The 17,700-nt window shown below is 52.3% G+C and carries 11 protein-coding genes; 5 read left to right on the forward strand and 6 right to left on the reverse strand.

What is annotated here, in order from left to right; genetic code table 11:
* Nucleotides 1-1,318: glycoside hydrolase family 5 protein (locus PRZ02_RS05685; protein ID WP_449464866.1), on the reverse strand; the 1,318-nt coding region annotated here is incomplete at its 3' end.
* A gap of 283 nt (nucleotides 1,319-1,601) precedes the next feature.
* Between PRZ02_RS05685 and PRZ02_RS05690 the strand changes: the two genes are divergently transcribed.
* Nucleotides 1,602-2,897 (forward strand): cobyrinate a,c-diamide synthase, encoded by a 1,296-nt coding sequence (locus tag PRZ02_RS05690; protein ID WP_449464867.1) that lies wholly within the window; start codon nucleotides 1,602-1,604, stop codon nucleotides 2,895-2,897.
* Between the two features lie 205 nt (nucleotides 2,898-3,102).
* Here the strand turns inward: PRZ02_RS05690 and PRZ02_RS05695 are convergent, their stop codons facing one another.
* From PRZ02_RS05695 to PRZ02_RS05710, 4 genes are all read right to left on the reverse strand, one after another.
* Entirely contained in the window at nucleotides 3,103-3,420 is a 318-nt protein-coding gene (locus tag PRZ02_RS05695; RefSeq protein WP_449464868.1) for a hypothetical protein, read from the reverse strand.
* A gap of 449 nt (nucleotides 3,421-3,869) precedes the next feature.
* Entirely contained in the window at nucleotides 3,870-5,111 is a 1,242-nt protein-coding gene (locus PRZ02_RS05700; protein ID WP_449464869.1) for a DNA double-strand break repair nuclease NurA, read from the reverse strand.
* Complete coding sequence (locus tag PRZ02_RS05705; RefSeq protein WP_449464870.1) at nucleotides 5,104-6,588, reverse strand: ATP-binding protein; 1,485 nt, start codon at nucleotides 6,586-6,588, stop codon at nucleotides 5,104-5,106. The genes PRZ02_RS05700 and PRZ02_RS05705 overlap by 8 nt, the downstream gene beginning before the upstream one ends.
* Before the next feature lie 419 nt (nucleotides 6,589-7,007).
* On the reverse strand, nucleotides 7,008-8,105 hold the full coding sequence (locus PRZ02_RS05710) for a beta-agarase (RefSeq protein ID WP_449464871.1): 1,098 nt from the start codon (nucleotides 8,103-8,105) through the stop codon (nucleotides 7,008-7,010).
* A 527-nt stretch (nucleotides 8,106-8,632) separates the two neighbouring features.
* Here PRZ02_RS05710 and PRZ02_RS05715 point away from each other — a divergent pair.
* From PRZ02_RS05715 to PRZ02_RS05730, 4 genes are all read left to right on the forward strand, one after another.
* Complete coding sequence (locus PRZ02_RS05715; protein ID WP_449464872.1) at nucleotides 8,633-8,917, forward strand: hypothetical protein; 285 nt, start codon at nucleotides 8,633-8,635, stop codon at nucleotides 8,915-8,917.
* 270 nt (nucleotides 8,918-9,187) lie between these two features.
* Nucleotides 9,188-9,874 (forward strand): aspartate racemase/maleate isomerase family protein, encoded by a 687-nt coding sequence (locus tag PRZ02_RS05720; RefSeq protein WP_449464873.1) that lies wholly within the window; start codon nucleotides 9,188-9,190, stop codon nucleotides 9,872-9,874.
* A gap of 23 nt (nucleotides 9,875-9,897) precedes the next feature.
* Nucleotides 9,898-10,602, forward strand: a complete 705-nt coding sequence (locus tag PRZ02_RS05725; protein WP_449464874.1) for a hypothetical protein — start codon at nucleotides 9,898-9,900, stop codon at nucleotides 10,600-10,602.
* 476 nt (nucleotides 10,603-11,078) lie between these two features.
* The gene (locus PRZ02_RS05730) at nucleotides 11,079-11,933 is read left to right on the forward strand and encodes a hypothetical protein (protein WP_449464875.1); all 855 of its coding nucleotides are present in this window, start codon (nucleotides 11,079-11,081) and stop codon (nucleotides 11,931-11,933) included.
* Between the two features lie 373 nt (nucleotides 11,934-12,306).
* Here PRZ02_RS05730 and PRZ02_RS05735 read toward each other — a convergent pair whose 3' ends face one another.
* Nucleotides 12,307-16,965, reverse strand: a complete 4,659-nt coding sequence (locus PRZ02_RS05735; RefSeq protein ID WP_449464876.1) for a hypothetical protein — start codon at nucleotides 16,963-16,965, stop codon at nucleotides 12,307-12,309.
* Nucleotides 16,966-17,700: the final 735 nt, after the last annotated feature.

Genomic DNA, 17,700 nt, shown 5'->3' on the forward strand with positions numbered 1-17,700 from the left:
CACCAGCGAAACCGTACCCAGGAGGAGGGGTAAGGCGAAGCGAGACGCTGCCGTCATCAAAGGTGACGTTGAAGGTCCTTGAAGAGGGACTGAAGGTGCCGCTGGGAGATGCCACGTTGAAGCCCTCGGGTACGAAGAAGTCGGCCCAGCCAGACTTACCAGTGAAGGTAACGTTAACGGTGACCGAGCTCACGGTTACTCCCTTATACGTCGAGTTTTCGACGCTAAGTGAGGAAACCGGAACCGACGATAAACGGGGATACGGTTCGTCAAGGACGTCCAGCAACGGGTTCTTCTCATAGGTTATGGCTCCTGTCTCGGCCTCCCAGCTGTAGCTCCAGTAAGTCCAAGCGATCCCATACCTGTTGAACGCCTCCGTGGCAAGAAGGGGCGAGTTCATGCCCGCCCCGAATTCCCCATCGTAAACAGGCATGTCCCACTTCTGCGAGGCCTGCAGCGCCGCGTAAAGGGGAGCGCTCAAGGGGTTAGCCCAGTAGTCGTGAACCTCAAGCGCCAACTTGTGCGCTGGGTCGGTTGGCTCAACCCAGTTGTTGGGATGCGTTCCAGAGTCCCATTCAGAAGTCTCGAAGAATATCACGTGCCTCTGGTCCACCTTCCTTATGGCCGATATGGCCATGTCGTAAACCCTTGCCATGTTTTCGTACATCTGCTGGGAAGTCCAGTTGGTAGGGGTAGTGGGCTCGTTGAATAGGTCATAACCCAGGACGCCGGAGTCGTTGGCGAACTGGGACGCCACGTACTCCCACATGTTTGCGAAGTCCTGCTCAACCGTGGTGTTGGACCAGAAGTAGGCTTCGTCTTTTTGCAATGCATCCCATCCTCCACGATATGGCACCGCCCAAGGCGGAAGGCCGTTGCCCTCGCCGTTTTCAAAAACAGGCGACCACCACCACTGATGCATGTCTATTATCACGTATATGCCGTAATTGTTTGCAAGGTGAACAGCCTCTCTTACCTTCTTTAGATAGGACTGAGAATAGGCTCCCGGGCTGGGCTCAACGTAACTCCACGCTATGGGCATCCTTATCACGTTGAATCCCCAAGAGGTCATGGCCTGGAAGTCCTCAGACGTAAACGTGAAAGCGCCAAACTCCGCGCCTGAGTAGTCAGCGCCATGAAGTAGGACGTACGTGCCGTTATCGTAAACGAAGCGCGTGCCTCTCACCGTTATCCAGGGAAGCGAGGAATAAGTGGGAGGGAACGCTTGAGAGCCGGGAACGTGCGCGACTCCCACTTCACACGCCGCTGAGAGCATAATGATTGTGAATAAAACTCCCAGCACTGGTTTAACGTTCATAAAATTACACAGAAATCGAACTTAAGCCTTCTTAGAATAAAGACTAAAAACCGCTCGAATGTTATTTCTAATCGTTCAATAGCGCATGAGTTTTTGAGCTCAAATAGCACCATTAAGCTGATAGCGTCAACGGCTTCCAAGAAATTCGCTTTTTCAGATAGGGCATAATTTTTCAACGTATTGGCCCCTGCATTAACACCGCTGGCGACCGAGTTCTGCCACATCAAAAATTAGAAAGCTCCTTCGCCAGGCATATTACTTAGCACTTCTTACTAAGTGGCATTTGAAACGCTTCATAGTCTCGTCTGATAGGAGCGGCAGCGGAAAGACGCTGATTACGTCAGGCATAATGAGAGCACTATCTAAGAAGATGAAAGTGGCCCCGTTTAAGGTTGGGCCTGACTTTATAGATCCCGGGTATCATAGGCTCGCCACGGGGGAACCTTCATCTAATCTCGACCTTTGGTTAATGGGACGCGATGAGGTAATTGCAGCTCTTTTCAGATATTCAAAGGGACGCGACATAGGCGTAATCGAGGGCGTTATGGGGCTTTACGACGGAATCGGCCTCAGCTATAGCACATATGAGGTTTCACGGGTCATAAAAGCGCCCATAGTCCTTGTTATAGATTGCTCTAACCTCTCATCGACGGCCTCAGCGATAGTAAGCGGATTAAAGGACTTCGGGAACGCCCCGGTCAAGGGCGTGATATTCAACATGGTCGGCTCTGTAGGCCACTTCAACTACTGCAAGGAGGGACTTGAAGGCGTTAAGGTGCTGGGATACATCCCGTATTCCGAGGAACTGAAGGTCCCTTCAAGGCACCTCGGCCTGGTCACCGTTGAAGATGAGAAAAAAGCTGAAAGCGCCATCTCTGCCGCCTCGCGCCTCGTTGAACAACACGTCGACTTAGATTCTCTCGTTGACATCGCAGACCAAGCCAATGAGCTTAACCCCGCGCCATATGAAAACGCGGAAGAAGCAACCGATAAGGAGCTGGCCGCCGTAGCCTATGACTCAGCTTTTTCCTTCTACTATAGGGATAACTTGGAGTTGATCCGGAGCCGGCATCAGTTAAAGTTCTTTAGCCCCCTCAAGAACGAGAAAGTCGATGGCGCCGATCTCATCTACATAGGGGGTGGATATCCCGAATTACACCTAAAGGAACTTGAAGCTTCAACTCAAACCAGAAGTTGGATAAAGCGCGCATCAGAAGAGGGAAAAAAGGTCTTAGGAGAGTGTGGAGGGCTCATGTACCTTTCAAGAGAAATCGTCGGCGACAGGAGTTATGACATGGTTGGCCTTTTCGACATATCTATGAAAGCGAAAGAAAAACTCGTTATGCATTACACAGAGCTTGAAGCCTTAAAGCCCAGCATGCTTGCCGGTGCGGGAGATACGTTAAGAGGACACGAGTTCCATTACTCGAAGGTACTCAGCGTTGGCAACGTCAACTTCGCCCTAAAGGCCAAAAGAGGTAACGGCATAGAAAACGGGTTCGACGGAGCCCTTGAATATAACTCTTTGGGGAGCTATTCCCACTTTTACTTCAGAACGCTCCCTCATGCCTCTCTTTAACTGTAGATCTTACCTTAAAGCAACCGCCAAGCCAGTCCAAGACCCAGATGTACTCCTTTTCGCCGCAATGTAAGCTTTTCCAGAACGCGAGAAAGCAAAGCACCGATCTTAGAGGGTTACTTGCACGGCTTTCCAAATGCAGGGAAACGCGGGCTGCCAACTGCATGAAAGGCCGCGAGCGCGACTTAGCTCAGCGTCTCCTCTATCATTTTGAAAGCCTATAGTGCTGGGGCATAAACTTCGCGGGATCGCGCACCACGGCTTTGTAAGCCGCCATCTCAAGTGCCGATTGCTTACATACCTTTATCCAAAGACACTTAGGATCAGTAACTTCGCTTTCGATCGATATTTGATCTTTGACCGAGAAAATCAGGTGATCCTCTATCGTGTGCTTTCCGCTTTTGATGTTATCCAGGTCCCTTATGAGTAACGTCAAGTTAAAGGACTTACCAACATCGCACTCAAAAAGATAGACCCTCTTACCATCGATGAGCGCGGTACCCTTTATCCCCATGCCACTCATGTGAAAGTAGGTCTGGCTAGAGCTATCTCTGAGGAGTTTAAGCTCGCGCCCATCCGTGCTAACACTAGGCTCTCTTGTGTTGTAGCCGTTAAATTAGAGGGACGCACCTCCGAATCCTGAAGCAGCAAATGACTTTGACTTATGAACCGGTAGGCGGTATCACGCAAGAACCGCCTGAACGGGTTTGCCGCTAAGAACAGGGACTCCAGCACCGTCGACTTAGCTGAGTTGTTAGCCCCTACTAGTATGGTAAGCGGATAAAGGTTCAAATGCCCTTCCTCACCCCTTTAAAGTTAATGAGATCAAGGCTATTGATAATTTAAGCCCAAGTAAAGACTAATTTCAATAATAAATCCTCCGCCTTCTTTCTTCTTAAAGATAAAGCACGCAATTAATGCGCAAAGTTATGACCCAAAACCGTCGTTTCCTGAGCAATACCCTATAATCCTTTATGCAAATCGCGGTAACGATGGGTCCTCGGTATGCCCTGCATGTAACATGCTCGTTCGATAGGGCTTTTGGGGATTTAGCGGCCGGAAGAACCACCGCAGCGCGCTTGGCCCGCTCTCCTCGATCACGAGCTGAAGCGCCCTGGCCTCAACCTCGTCTGCGTACTCCTCAGCAAAACGAACTCCGAGCGTCGTCAGCTGATCAACCATGTCAAGGACCATGGGCAGCCCCGTGTCATGATTGAAGAAAGCCGACGCAGATAAAATCGAAACGACCTCCTCTTCCTTTCCCTTGAGAAACTCCACCTCGCAGGCCGGGGCGTCCTCATAGGCCTTTACCTGAATCCTTTCCAAAGACGAAAGCGCTTCTGCAGGAACGCCTATGTACCGCGGAGGACCGTATACCCTCTCCTCGATATCTTTCCAATCCGGAGAAAACGAGACTTCTCTTCCGCCTTCCCTTTCTTCCATTTCTTTTCTCTGAGCGAGTATGGTCAGCTCCATGGGATGCCTTCCTCCCGTCAGCTCCGAATAAGGGATATAGGACCTGCCAGGCATCGCAAAGGAAAGGGATAACTTATCGGTTATCCCTGTTAAGTCCTCCTCAAGCCCGTTCAAGTAAGCGTAACCTTCAAGTACCCTGCTTCTTGTCCTCTTTATCACCGCGAACGCGCGCCCCGACTTGGTTATTTTTTCCGTGAGCTCGTTTATCTCCTCAAGTATCTTAACATCGTTTTCCGAAAGCTCCCCCATCTGAATGCGTTTGTTGGCGGTGTAGGCGTAACCGTAAAAGCTGCCATCGACGATGACGTGATCCGCGTGATCGAGCGCTTCAAGGGCCATCTTCCTCTCCGCAAGCAAAGAGGTGAGCTCGAACGAGTACATGGAGCGATCTTGCGAAAGCGCCCCATTTCTCTTGAACTGCCCGGCCAAATGGTCTTCCCACACCTCGCTCTTTCCCCTTATGGCCAGGCCGCTCGCCGTAAACGCCCCGTAACTGGCACCAAGCCTTCTCGAAAGCATGGGAGACCTCGAGCCATCGACAGCTGCAACCAGCGGTTCTCCCTGTCCCCCGGGCAGCGGTTTCACGTGAGGTAGAGCGAGCTTTTTGAGCTCCTCAAGGGTCGTCAATAGCTTCTTGTGGTTTTCCTTTACTCTCTGGGCCTCCTCCTCGGCAACCTCCATGAGTTTGTACTGGAGATCTGGTGGAAGCCTAAGCCACTCTATTTGGTCCTCAGACATCTGTGCTCGCCATTCTTTCGCTTGCCAACCGAAGCAGCCTCTGGTTTGGCTCGAAGAAAAGGAGTAGAGGCATAGGAGATGGATTCATGAGACCGGAGAAATAGAACTGCCCGCTTTGAAGCGTTAGCATGTACTCGGGCGTTATGCCGTAGGGCTCAAGCCACTCCTTGGCCCCTCCTTGACCCACAACGTCAAGGGGGTGCAACCTTCCGTAAAAGTTTGTGTTCAGGTTCCTCCTTATGGCGGCGTTCACGCCTATGTCTCCCGCCACGCCCTGCGAGAGGAGCGTCAGGTTAAGCTTGTGTTTCCTTCCAAGCGCCGCCAGATCCCTTATGGCGTCCGTGGCCTGAACTTGGAGTCCCTCCGGCTTGAACGGCGAGTACTGCGGCGCCTCGTCAATCACGAGGGAGATGGACATGTCCTCTCCTCCGATCATCTTTGAGTAAATGGCGTTTGCTAAGGCCAAGAAGAAGGAGAGCTTGAGCTCAGACCTGAAGCCGGCCATGTCTATCACCACAAGGTGCCTCTTCGCAAGTTCGGTCAGCACGTCCTCGACCTTCAAAGTCCCCGTGAGCGAATACAAGACATCAGGCGTCAGCCTGCGCAGAAATCTCCTAACCGCCGATAGATAGGCGCTCTTGTAATTTTGATTAACGGTACTCCCAGCTTGATCGAGTCTTTTGGTTATCTCCTTCAGAAGGCCGTTGGGTCCCTCCTTGGCGAGCTCATCCCAATCGTCGCATATTTCTTCCATAACCCCCTGGAGGCTCCTGTTGTCGAAGAAGTTCTGGGAAATGTCCGATAGGTAAGATAGGATCGCGTCTGGCCCCAGAAACACCTTTGACAGTGGTATCGAGTTATTCGGGAGGTCGGACGCGTAATCCATTCCACTCCAGTCAAGCACAAGGACATCGTAGCCATTCTCCAGGTAAAAAGGCATAAGTACGTTTTTTGCCAGCCAAGATTTCCCGGAGCCAGTCGTACCGTAAACCCCGACGTGATAGGGAATGTAAGATGCGTCTGCCGGGATCCGCCAGCTCGGGTGCCTGTCCAAGTGGGCGCACAAGTACGCGGGAACCCTTGCTGACGGCTTTAGGTAGATCTCCAAGGGATTCTCGTCCTCAAACACGCTAACGCTGGAACCTGGCGCGATTATCTTCCTATTGATTGCCAATGGCTTTCCCTCGGACACCTCACCGACCGCCATCACCGTAAACGAGAAGACCTCCCTCGCGCCGGAAGGTTCCCCTCCGTGCTTGACGTACGCAAGCTCGGGCTTGTAGTACTGCGTGTTAAGGAAGTCGTTTCTTCCAAGTCCCTTCCTCAGCACTCCCAGCACTTCTCCGTATGGCTTTTTTCCTCCGTTCTTGATAAGAACTAGCTCCTCGCTCGAAACCCAGCTCTCCATTCCCTGATAAAGTATCACGGAAGCGCTTGACTCGGTGGCCCCATCTGCTACCTTTCCTATCTCCTGCACACTTGGGGTATTGCCTCCACGTAAAAGCGTGGTGGATACGTGCGCCTTCACGTGAATCGCTTTAACGAATGCCAGACGTGCGATTGGCTAAGAGCTTCCATAAGGAGGAGCTCGCACTTTGCGATTTCTGGAGAGCAAAACGGCATAATTCCAAGCGCTTTCAAATTCACTTTGATCGACTAACCTATTTTGACGTCAGCCATACATCTCTCAATGCGAATCGCTTCCCGCCCGCCACGATCACCATAGTTGCGCTCTTGCTTTTCCTTTTGTAATTTTATTATCCGGTTTACCATCAGCTAACTACCCCGTACTGGCAGGTAGAGCTTTCGCGCACTGTCGCGCGCCTTAGTGCGATACGGTCATTTACTAGCACGCGACCTTACTAAGAGCTTTCAACTGTTCGACGGTGGTCTTGGCTAGGTAGCCCCCTCATGAAGCTCTTCGGCCTTCGAGTTCACCTCTGAAAACATCTTCACGAGCTCGGGCCAGGGCTCGTCGTTGATGTTCACCAGGCCGTAGTTGCAATCCTCACCGTCAAACCTCCCTTCCTTTGGCTCGTCCGACCACTGAAACCAGTGATAACCAACGGCATAAGGCTCCCGCAGGATGGCCTCTAAGTAAGCCTTGGCCATGAGCGCCCTCTCGGCCTGATCTCTTACGGGCCTGCCCCCGCCTCTGGAGTTAGGTAGGCCCGAGTCCATGGCCTTGAAGGAGAACTCCGTTATCATGATAGGCTTACCAGATATAGCGTGAAGTTTCCTCATGGTCTCGAGCGGAGCTGCATCGCCGTAGTCGTTAAGCGCTATGGCATCCAGCGAGCCCATGGCCTCCGCCACCGCGAATATGCTCGGTATAACGTGAGCAAGACGAACACCAAGCACTAAGTGGCGCGAGTCCCGCGTCCTAATGCTCTCAACGGCAACATCAAAGTACCTGTGAGCGTAAGCTTTCAGGAACAACTCGCGTGCCTCCTCCAACGGATACTCTTGCGACATCTCAACCGCTAGGTCGTGCCCTGCCCCTTTTTTCTTAAGGAAAAGGTCAAGGAGATGCTGAGACCCCCTCCAGTCCGGACCCCACTTCAGCTCGTTATCGGTGAAATACCCCATGAGATTAGGATCGTCTTTCACGACTTGGATAAGCTCTTCAGCCCTGCTCTCAGCATGATCAACGAAATCCGGCGAAAAGACATCGGCAACGTCGCCCGTTTGCCAGTTGGAACCAAATGACGCTGCAAGGTCAAGTGAAACAAAGAAAGGAATGTAAGACCAGAGCTCCTTTGAGGACCAAAGGCCCACAGAATTAAATCCCCACGCCAGCAACCTCGTGGCGGTGCTCTTAGCCCACCGCTGCACGTTACCATAAGCGCTTTCGACGGCCCGCCTGTAAGGAGAGTAACCAAGCTTAGGAGCAAAATCACCGTCATATGAGATGTGGTTTACGCCCTTTGAAAGGGTCTCCTCTCCATTAAGGATCAGCCACGATTTACCCCGGCGACGCTCTATCGATATCACATGTGCGCGCCTGCTACCCTTTTATGCTTTTTGCGCGAGGTACGATAATTTCAGGCACCCGAAACCTGGTCGCATGACCACCTATCTCCATGGTCATTTCCATAAAATTGGACGTGACATGCTGATTCCAAGTCCATCTTGGCATACGAGCAGACGATCAACTTAGGCAAGAACAGAAAGAACCCCGCCTTACCAGGATTCAGAAAGTGCGAGACTTGAACCCTGAAAACCCAGAACGCTTCGGAAGAAACGCTTCTGAATGCAATTACCAAAACTCGCGCCATGCATGGGCTTGGCTCACCCAGGGGCCTAGGCTTCCTCCCGTCTTCATCTTCACGCTCCACCCCAGCTCAACGCCTCACCAGACGACCAACTCACAGAAAAGGCACGAAGTCTTGAGCACCGTTGCGGAGGTAGCCCAGCTCGCTGTATCTTCATATGAGGTTTCGGCAGCGCACAGGGTATTGTCTTCTAGCGCTTTCTAAGAGCTGATGGAAGGTTTAAGCGCGCTTTCCCAATTAAAGCGGATGGGATTGCCTTGGATTTCAGCTAAATCGGCGGACAAAGTCGTCGCAAGCCAGCTAGAAAAGCTGCCGGAAGGAAAGAGGCTAAGGATTGAGGACTTCAAGGGTGATAGATGGGTTGAAGTGCTCAAGTCAAGCGTTAACAACTATAGGATAGAGGAGCGCGGCTTTGCAAACGGGTCCTACGATGTAGATGACAACGAGCTCAAGTCCACCTTGAAGAGGCTGTTTGAAGCCGAGTTCCCGAGAAGTCACCAACTCCGCGTTTCCATCGGCGAGAACAACTGAAGCAAACAACAGCCCGAGAGCAACTCGCCAAGGCCATCGCTAACGCGCCATGTGTCGGCGCCCCTCGACGGGTTTACGTCATTGCTCGCCACGTGAAATTAAACTTGTCCGCGTATGCCCACGGGAAGATCTATTCGGCGTAAGCCTTGTTGATCACTTTCATTTCGTCGATGCGAGTGAGATAGGCCATCGCGGCATTTCAGATTCGCCCGCGCTGCTTTACGCCCCGCGAGCGCAAAGAGACGTAAAAGCGGACGTCCTTTAATCACCATGCCAGGTGGAAGGGCTAGGATCGGGCTGCTAATACCGGCAAACAACGCCGCGATAGAATACGATATGTGGAAAATGGCGGTCGAAGGCGTGACCTTTCACTCCACAAGGTTACCTCCAACGAAGGGGTGCGAGCCACATGACCCTGAGGAGTTTAGGAAGGAACTCTCAACAGCCTACTCTCTCATAAGAGAAGTGTCGGACGCTGTTGTGTACGGACGGAGTTACGGGTCTCATACCCACTCATCGATAATAAGAGAGGTGATAGACAAAACGCTCGTGATTCCAGAGGAGGCGGCCGTGAACGCTTTGAGGTCGGTACAGGCCAAGAGGATATGGCTCGCGACCCCGTATACCGAGGACAGGGCGAAAGAGGAGGCAAGTTACCTCTCGTCGGCCGGCTTCACAGTAGTTGGACAGGCTAACCTCAACAAGAGGTGGGGTGTCGACATTTCTAACACCCCCGTGTTCACGATCTACCGCTTGGTTAAGAGGGAATTCCAGCGCGTTAGGCAAGCGGACGCGGTTTACATAGCCTGCACCGCGCTTTCGACCTTCGAGGTGGTGGCGTACCTTTCCGAGGACCTCCACATGCCCGTCATATCGGAGAACGTGGCCTCAGCGCTCGCCCTTGAGGAGCTCCTCGGGTTAAGGCTAAACATCCCAGGACGGCAGGCCTTAAGGTAGCGCAAAGCAGGAGGCTAAAGAAGTTGCTGGGATATGCCAAGGTCATGCAAGAGGTCAACGCTTTTTTCCAGTACAGGAAACCGGGTGACGAAGAGCTTCTATCCGAGGTGTTCCATGGCATGAAATACGCCGATGGAAGCGTGATAGCCCATGGCAGTCGCTTCGACGTGAATGGAAACCTGCTTGGTTTCTTTCTGGCCAACGTGCCCTTCTTAATCTTGGGTCCCGGTCGCATGTGGAACGACATTGGACCTAAGCCCCTGAGAGCGCAGGCCAACGCCGAAAGACTGCTGAAAATGCAGGGCATGAGCGAACTAACTACACTCGAGACTTACCTGGTCATGGAAATGGGCCTTCGCTGCTCTTACTCGAAGTGGCTTGGAGAAAAGGCAATCATAAAGAACAAGGGACAAATGCTAGAGCTACGCCACCCCGACTACAGAAGGGTAAAGCTCGAGATCAAGCTAAAGCACCTCAAGCAACCGGTGACCGTCAACGGAGAGAGATTTCCTTACTCTGAAGCGGAGCTGCTCAGGTGGGGTGAGCGCTTTGTGAACCCACGCGCTTCGCTTGCCTTTCGCCTATCCATGAACGTCAGGAACCTGCTTGCCCACGGGGAGGTAGAATGGGAACTAATGCCAACCGCTGAGGCCTTGAGCTCGGCTTCTCAGGCAGTACACGATCTGATGGTGAACGTAAACAAGGGATTAGGTAAGTTGAAAGGGTGATAACGCCATCCTCGGCCAGCCTACGCATGCGGCTGAAGTCCAGAACTTCTTGATTTGTTGACAGATGCCTTAACAACTCAGCGTCGGCTGCACTCAGCGCAAAACCATCTCGGGCTAAATGATCGCCTCCCCAAAAGTTTTCATTAATGCGTCATCAATCGTTTTGTTTAGCAAGCGACGCCTCGACCCTCCTCTCAAAGAATTTAAGCAAGAGATGCCTAGCAATAAAATCTGCAAAACCAAATCGATCTTGCAGTAACCTCGGGAATCGCCTTAAGAAGCTCAGCAGATGAGCCAGCAAGCGATAACATCGAACAACTGCCAGAGCCTTTTTCGAGATTAGCGCAAACCGCGAGCGTAACGCTGATTGCCAGATAAACGGTGAATCAAGTTCAAATGCTTCCTGATCGTAGCTTACTTAGTAAGCAAAATAAAGATAAGTTTTTATTCTGGGGTTTACTTTCACCGATGTCCGGTTGCCTATTTTTAAAAATAAGATAAACAGCGCTGGAAACGCAGCCCAAGGAGCGAGTGGAGGAAACCAGAATCCCGTGGGCGACGCCTCTGCCCTTAAGAAAGCCTATGAAACCTTCACGTTAAACCTTTCGCTGGCCATACCGGCAGTGGTATTTTTTGTGGTCGAGATCATAGTTGTGGTGATAGTGATGGTGGTGATAGCTGCGGCGCTGGGACTGAGCATAGGGCTGCGCTCTATTTACGCCTATTACGGCATGCTGGGTGCAGGCCTACTAGCTCTTACTCTGGCCGCTACCTCGGCCCTCATAGAGGGGATCCTAACTGGAATTTTCACGTCAGTGACTTTAGTGGAAGCCAACGCGGCGCTGTCATCTGAATCATTTTCCTTTGGAGCTGCTATGGATCAAGTTAAGAAGAAGTTCAACCAAATACTGACGTTTTCCGTCGTGCTCGGTATAGCTGACTTCATATGGGCGTTTACAGGGGACGTGGCGTGGTTCCTAGACGGTGTGACTAACATGGTTTTCATAGTCGCATTTGCCTCCATCCTTGCAGGGCAAGGCGGGAGGCTTGCAGACGTGCTTAAGAGATCGGTGACGAATTTGATGGCGTGGCTCGGAAAGGATGCCCTTTCGACCTTGGGGTTATTCGTAGCCGCCATATTCCTTGGCTTTCCCATACTCGAGTTCGCGGCAATGCCCATGGCAGCGCTCATAGTGATAATCTTCTACGGAGGAACAAAGCAGGCAGAAAGCAGCTCGCAGACGAATCAGCAGGCAGGCGCGACGCAACCTCCTCGATCAAGCTTTTTTTTAACGGGGATCTTCGTCATTAACTCAGTTAAAGCGCTTTGAGGGGATCGCTTCACCAGGCCGCGGGGCAAAAAATAGCTGCATCGGCCTGATTGATGGGCCCTGCGCACGGGGTTTTGACCTACCTAGATGCCATTACTGATGCCATTACTTAACGGCGTGCACTCCCCTTCACCGCAAAGCCAAGAGCGTGGCGCTAAGCAGAAGCCCATTAATGTATTTCTCCAAAAGGTTTGTTCCCTTTGCGCCATGAGCGTCGCAACCAACAAGTCCCTCACGTGCAAGTGCGGAGAGCGACGCTCGTCCGTCCAAAGGGCCGCGGTAGCGCAACTCTCCGGTTCGCTCCCATGTTTCTGGGGCGCTTCCAAAGGAGCGGACCAAATTCACGAGCCACGCGCAAGAATCCCCGCAAGTACTACGTGGAATATACGTGGTGCCCTACCGATATCTCGCCATATGCTTTCCCGCTCATGCTCGATACGAGTTGCGTTACTTCATACGATCTAACCTCTTCTTCAACGGACGCCTTAGTGTGAGGCATGTGATGCCCATGGTAGCTCACGGTCTTCACGTAGTACACCACCGATATGGTCCCGTTAACCGGCACATATGCACTTGATCCAGATGCCTGCTCCGCGTGATGGCTTCCGCCCCCACCGCCGCTTGAAGGCGGGACGCTTTGCACGTAAAGCGTAAGCGTCGCGTTCTGGTCGTCGGACGCGCTTGAGCTAAGCGTCAGAGACGCGCGCCCGTAGTCGTTTGTACTAACGTACCCGTAATCGCTAAGCGAGAAACCGCTGTAACTAGTAGAAAGGCCATTGGGCGTTACTATCCAGAACTGAAGCCCCTCGTTCATCACGTAATACGTTGAGGTGCCCTGTCCGCCTGCAGAACTTGTCGTGTCAAGCAAAAGCGCCGATATGTTCGTGCTGTTTATCCATTCGCTCGGCGTTAGCGTCAGCCTTCCGAACTCGGAAGGCTTCGCGGAGAGAAGGAGCTGAGGGCCGAGGACCTGTGGCGCAACGTACTCGATCACTATGGTTGCGTTGGTGTTCTTGGTTGGGGAGAACTTGGGCCCGCATATGATGTGGCGTCCCCCTCCACCACCTCCACCAGAAGTGCTCGAGCTAGGCGGCACCGCCACGGCTACCAGCGTCAGCTTCTCGTCCTCGCTTGGCGGGTTGGTTATCAGCAAGGTAACGTTGGCAATACCCTTCGAGTTCGTGGTGCCCTGATAGGGAGAGAGGGCGAAGCCCCCATATGCTCCCGCAAGGCCAGCGGGAGTCTTGATGTAGAACTCAATGCTCTCGTTCTGCATGGGTTTTGCGCCCGAGTAGGTGTTATTCTGGAAAAGAGCGTGGAGCGTGACGTTATCGGTCCACGCGCGAGAGAAGTTGCCCAGAGCATTAGGAGTAGAAGTTAGGGTAAGCGTGGGACCCAAGGCAAGCACCTGAACGTCGGAAATCACCTGAGTTGATCCGGTTATCAAGTCATCTTTGCTTCCAGGCGTGGGATATCCCGTGTAAACGACCGTTATGGTGTAATTACCCGCCACGCTCGGAGTCCAGTTGGCGTCAGCTTCAAAGTTCGTTGTGTAACCGTAGCCTCCTCCCTGACTTTCGACGCTCACATTGGCTATGAGCTGGGACTTATACGCGGGCGCGGGCGAGCTCGAGTTCTGAAGACCCGCGTAGAAGAGCAACCATCCCGCTGGCTTGAGGTACATTTGGGGACCATGGTCCACCCAGTATTCCTCGTCGGTGAGACCTGTGATTTGAACGGGCTGACCAACCCAGATCCTGTTGTTTCCCCCTCCCTTCGCCAAGCTCCGCATCTCAATGCTTGTGTTCGACGGCAGCGAAAGCACCGTCAGCTTTGCGTTCGCCGTCAAATTGGGCGGCTCGGCGTTCCCAGGCCAAGGCATCAACTGCCCCGGGGGTCCTTCGCTAACCGCGCCGAAGGCACCATCAAAGAAGAGGCTGACGTTGTAAGTCCCAGGAGGCAATACGTAGTTCGCGCCGTTGTACGCTCTACCTAAAGGCGCTCCCACGTCAACCGATGTGGAGTTTCCGAATTGCAATGTCAGGTCATTTATCGCGTATGATGGCTGTTGCAGGTTTACAAGACCACCCTTATCGATGCCCACCGTTGGGTATTGCATACCCTCATAAAATCCGCCGTTGTAAGAGTCGGTCCACGTGTTTGTTGTAGCGTTATAGTTCTTACCATTCAGGAATAGGTCGCCAAATTCAGCGGTCAAGTTTGGAAGCTGATTCACGTATAGCTTGTCTGGAGTCAGGGCAACCTTCCGGATGTAAGGGCCCTTGGGAGAGGGCGGAGCTAACACGACGCCTGGATAGACGTTAACCTGCACGAAGCTCACGACGTAAATGTCTGTTGTTCCTATGCCAGAGTTCCCGGCCACTATCTTTATTCCTCCAGAGACCGGCAAGCTCTCTCCTGGGGGAATCACGAGGGTGTTGCAGTAGCTGTCCCTGTAGATCTCGACGTAGGGATTGAGCAACCCATACTCCATATCGCTGGCTAGGTCTTGGGGCAAGCTCGCGTTAGCTCCCCTGAACTTCTCGCCCTGAATTATGGCATTGGTCAAGTTAGCGTTTATCACGTCATATAGCTGTCCCGCAACACCCACAAATTCTGGATAAAGCTTTGCAACCTCCACCGTGGTGCCAATTTCGCTCCAAAGCCCTTCATCATCTGCAGGGTCATCAAACGGATTGCCCATGGCCGCACTTGTCTTAAGCCTCATCACGTGCGTGACCGTTCCCAAAAACGGGACCTGATACTCGGCCTGAATGGAGGTAAGGCCCACGTTTGTGAGGAAGCCCGCGCTTGCATCCTCTATCACCACCGTGGTCACGGTTACCTTGTAAGTGAGCTCATCCGAGTAGTTCCCATTGGGTTTTTGAGGATCCGTCGGAGAATGAATGAAGACCGTCATCCAATCTCCCGCCTCGGCGCTGGCTACCCCCGTAGTCGATATGGCGATCATCATGCTGCCGTTGCTAAGGTGATCCGTGACGTAAGTTAAGGCCACGCCGGTCAGGATGGATGGGAGAAGCGATTGCTCGTTGAGAAGCGATGAATAGAAGTACAGGGTTGGGCTGTAAACGTAGGGAGGTATCGATGGAACGTTTGTTTGCTGATACGGGTTGCTCGAGTAGAAGGGAGTCTCGTTATAACCGTAGTAAACGGGGGGAAAAGCAGTGTAGTAGCTTTGACTGGATGAGGCTGAAAGCCCTTCGGGGTTTGACTTGAAGTAGCTCTTTGCGTACGAGGAGGGATTAGCTGAAGGAGCTGAGGAGAGCGGGAAGTCGATTTGCTGCACCACGTTCCCAGATACGTGCAGCGTACCAGACGAGGGAGAGGCGTAACGGTCGGGGGGCGGCTCCACAGAATACGAGTAGGTCCCCGTCGGAAGGTAAAAGGTGGCGTTGTGCCCCGTGGAGTACACCGTTGTCCCATCCACCTTGACTGCCCATTGCGAATACGGAAGGAGGTCCGTCTGAACGAAGCTAACCTCGTAGGCCTGCTTGGAGAAGGCTATCGAAACCGATGATGCCGTGCCATTTACCGCCAAGACCCCTGAAGAGGGAAGGGGTACGTAACCGGCAACCGAACCAATCGAATAACGGTAATTGCCGGTAGGTTCGGCAAAGGCAATGCTTGTCAATGACGAGGATTTAGCTGTGCCGTTGAGGGTCACCGACCAGGTGGTGCCGGAAGGAAGGCCGGATTCAGAAAAGGTAACTTGATGCGTTAAGGCAAAGAAGGTGATCAGCTGCGTGGTGGTGCCAGTTACCGTTATGCTACCTTGGGATGATGAGGATTTATAGCCAGAGGGGGCTATGATCGAATACGAGTACGTACCCGGTGGCTCAATAAATGATATCATCGAGGTCGCGGAAGATTTCGTGGTCCCTAACAGCGTAACTGACCAGGTGGTGCCGGAGGGAAGGCCGGACTCCTTAAACGTGACATCGTAAGTGGTGGGCGGGAGCTGCGAAAACGCGATGAGCTGCAAAGCGTTGGATGTCAATACGCTGATAGTACCTGAATCGGGAGACGCAGAATAGCCAGACGGAGATTTAACCGAATAGGAATACGTACCGGAAGGTTCCTGAAAGGTTATCTGGGTAGAGGAAGTTGATTCGCTGACTCCGTTGAGGGTCACCGACCAGGTGGTGCCGGAAGGAAGGCCGGACTCGGAGAAGGTAACGGCGTGCTCCGTCACCGTAGATACCTCGGAGAACGTTATCAACTCACTTAAGTTCGCTTTTTCAACGGTAAAGAAGCCCGAGCTCGGCAACGCAACGTAGCCCGCCACCGATCCCACCGAAAAGTCGTATTGACCGTTTGGCAAAGCGAAAAAGATTGATGAGGAACTGCTGTAAAGCGTTAGGTTTGGCGATTGTGATGTGGCTGAAACGATACCGCTTGTCGAGGTACTAGTCGAGCTAGCCGATTGGCTGACCTTCACCGACCAGGTGGTGCCGGAAGGAAGGCCGGATTCAGAAAAGTTCGCGATATAGTATCTGACAAAGCTTCCCGAGAAATTGGCTTTAACGGAGAGCGTTGAAGTCAAGGAGGTAGAATATGATCCCGGTCCACCCGACAGATCGCCCGATAACTCACCAAAGATGAATTGAGAGTTAAGATACATCATGGTTCCGTTCAAGCTTCCCGAACTGATGGAACCACTCGACGCCTGAGCTTTTCCTTTGCCCTCGACGTGATAGGTCTTCGCTCCGGTGGCGAAGCTGCCGCTGTAATTGAAGCTTATGTCATATGTCTCTGACGGCCCTGGAGTTACGATGCCATTCGCCTTCCCAATGAGCGTGCCCTGAACGGTACCGCTAAAGTTCCCCGATATGCTACCAGAAAAAGAGGAAGCTACGTTACCCTGCAAAGATATGGAGCCAGTCTCGGTCGCGACTGATGCTGAACCTTCAGAGATATTCCCCGTTGAAGTTTGACCGTATGCCGAGGAGGAAGAAACCGCGCTAAGGGCAAATAATATAAGGGCCACGATCCCAAGAACTTTATTGCCCAACCGAAATTACACAAATAACTATATTTTTGGTTTTTAAATCTATCCATACTTTTTTAAAAAATTTTAAGGCGCTTTGTTAAAAACACTAAAGTCCTCGCGATTCTAATAAAATGTCTCCGGGGTCGGATCAAGACGTACTTCATTTCGTAATTCAGAAAAACGCTCGCAAACCTATTCATTAATTTGCCAGGGATCGAATTTCATGCGGAAGCATCGATCTTCTTAGCAATTTTGCTCATGAGATAAATATCAACGACAAAGCCTTCATAAGTATTGTGCAGTAATCCACGTGTTCTCGTCCTCAAGATCGAAGTCCCAATGATTAAGACGGTATCCGGGTCGACCTCGAATATCTTACCCTCAAGCTTTTTCGCGGTACGATCGCGAAGGCTGGAAGTACCAAGCCTTCCCTGAGCCAGCCTACCCGACCGCCCCAGACCTCTTCCAGAACATACTCTGCCCTCAGATCTAAGGGCTATGCAATAGGGGATTTAAAAAGGCACAGGTACGCCGTTCGCTTGAGCGTTTTGCCGCGCGGGCACCAACACAAAACGATCGCGCGACGCCTTGCGCGCAAGAAAGCTGATCTTATGGGAACTAGTCCGAGGCGGCGCAAACGAAAGAGCTCAAGCCGCCGCGTCAGCTAGAGGCAATGGGGGTGATTTTAGAGCTGGCATCAGGCCGCCGCTCTTACATTCAGGCAAGAGCTTAGCGCGCGAAGGGCGCCATGCCATA

The organism is Tardisphaera saccharovorans, from assembly GCF_046635845.1.
Classification (GTDB): Archaea; Thermoproteota; Thermoprotei_A; order Marsarchaeales; family UBA168; genus UBA168.

What these genes read in the sequence shown, in the direction of transcription:
- PRZ02_RS05695 (WP_449464868.1), bottom strand. Translation starts at nt 3,420, where the DNA reads ATGAGTGGCATGGGGATAAAGGGTACCGCGCTCATCGATGGTAAGAGG.
- PRZ02_RS05700 (WP_449464869.1), bottom strand. Translation starts at nt 5,111, where the DNA reads ATGTCTGAGGACCAAATAGAGTGGCTTAGGCTTCCACCAGATCTCCAG.
- PRZ02_RS05715 (WP_449464872.1), top strand. Translation starts at nt 8,633, where the DNA reads ATGGGATTGCCTTGGATTTCAGCTAAATCGGCGGACAAAGTCGTCGCA.
- PRZ02_RS05720 (WP_449464873.1), top strand. Translation starts at nt 9,188, where the DNA reads ATGCCAGGTGGAAGGGCTAGGATCGGGCTGCTAATACCGGCAAACAAC.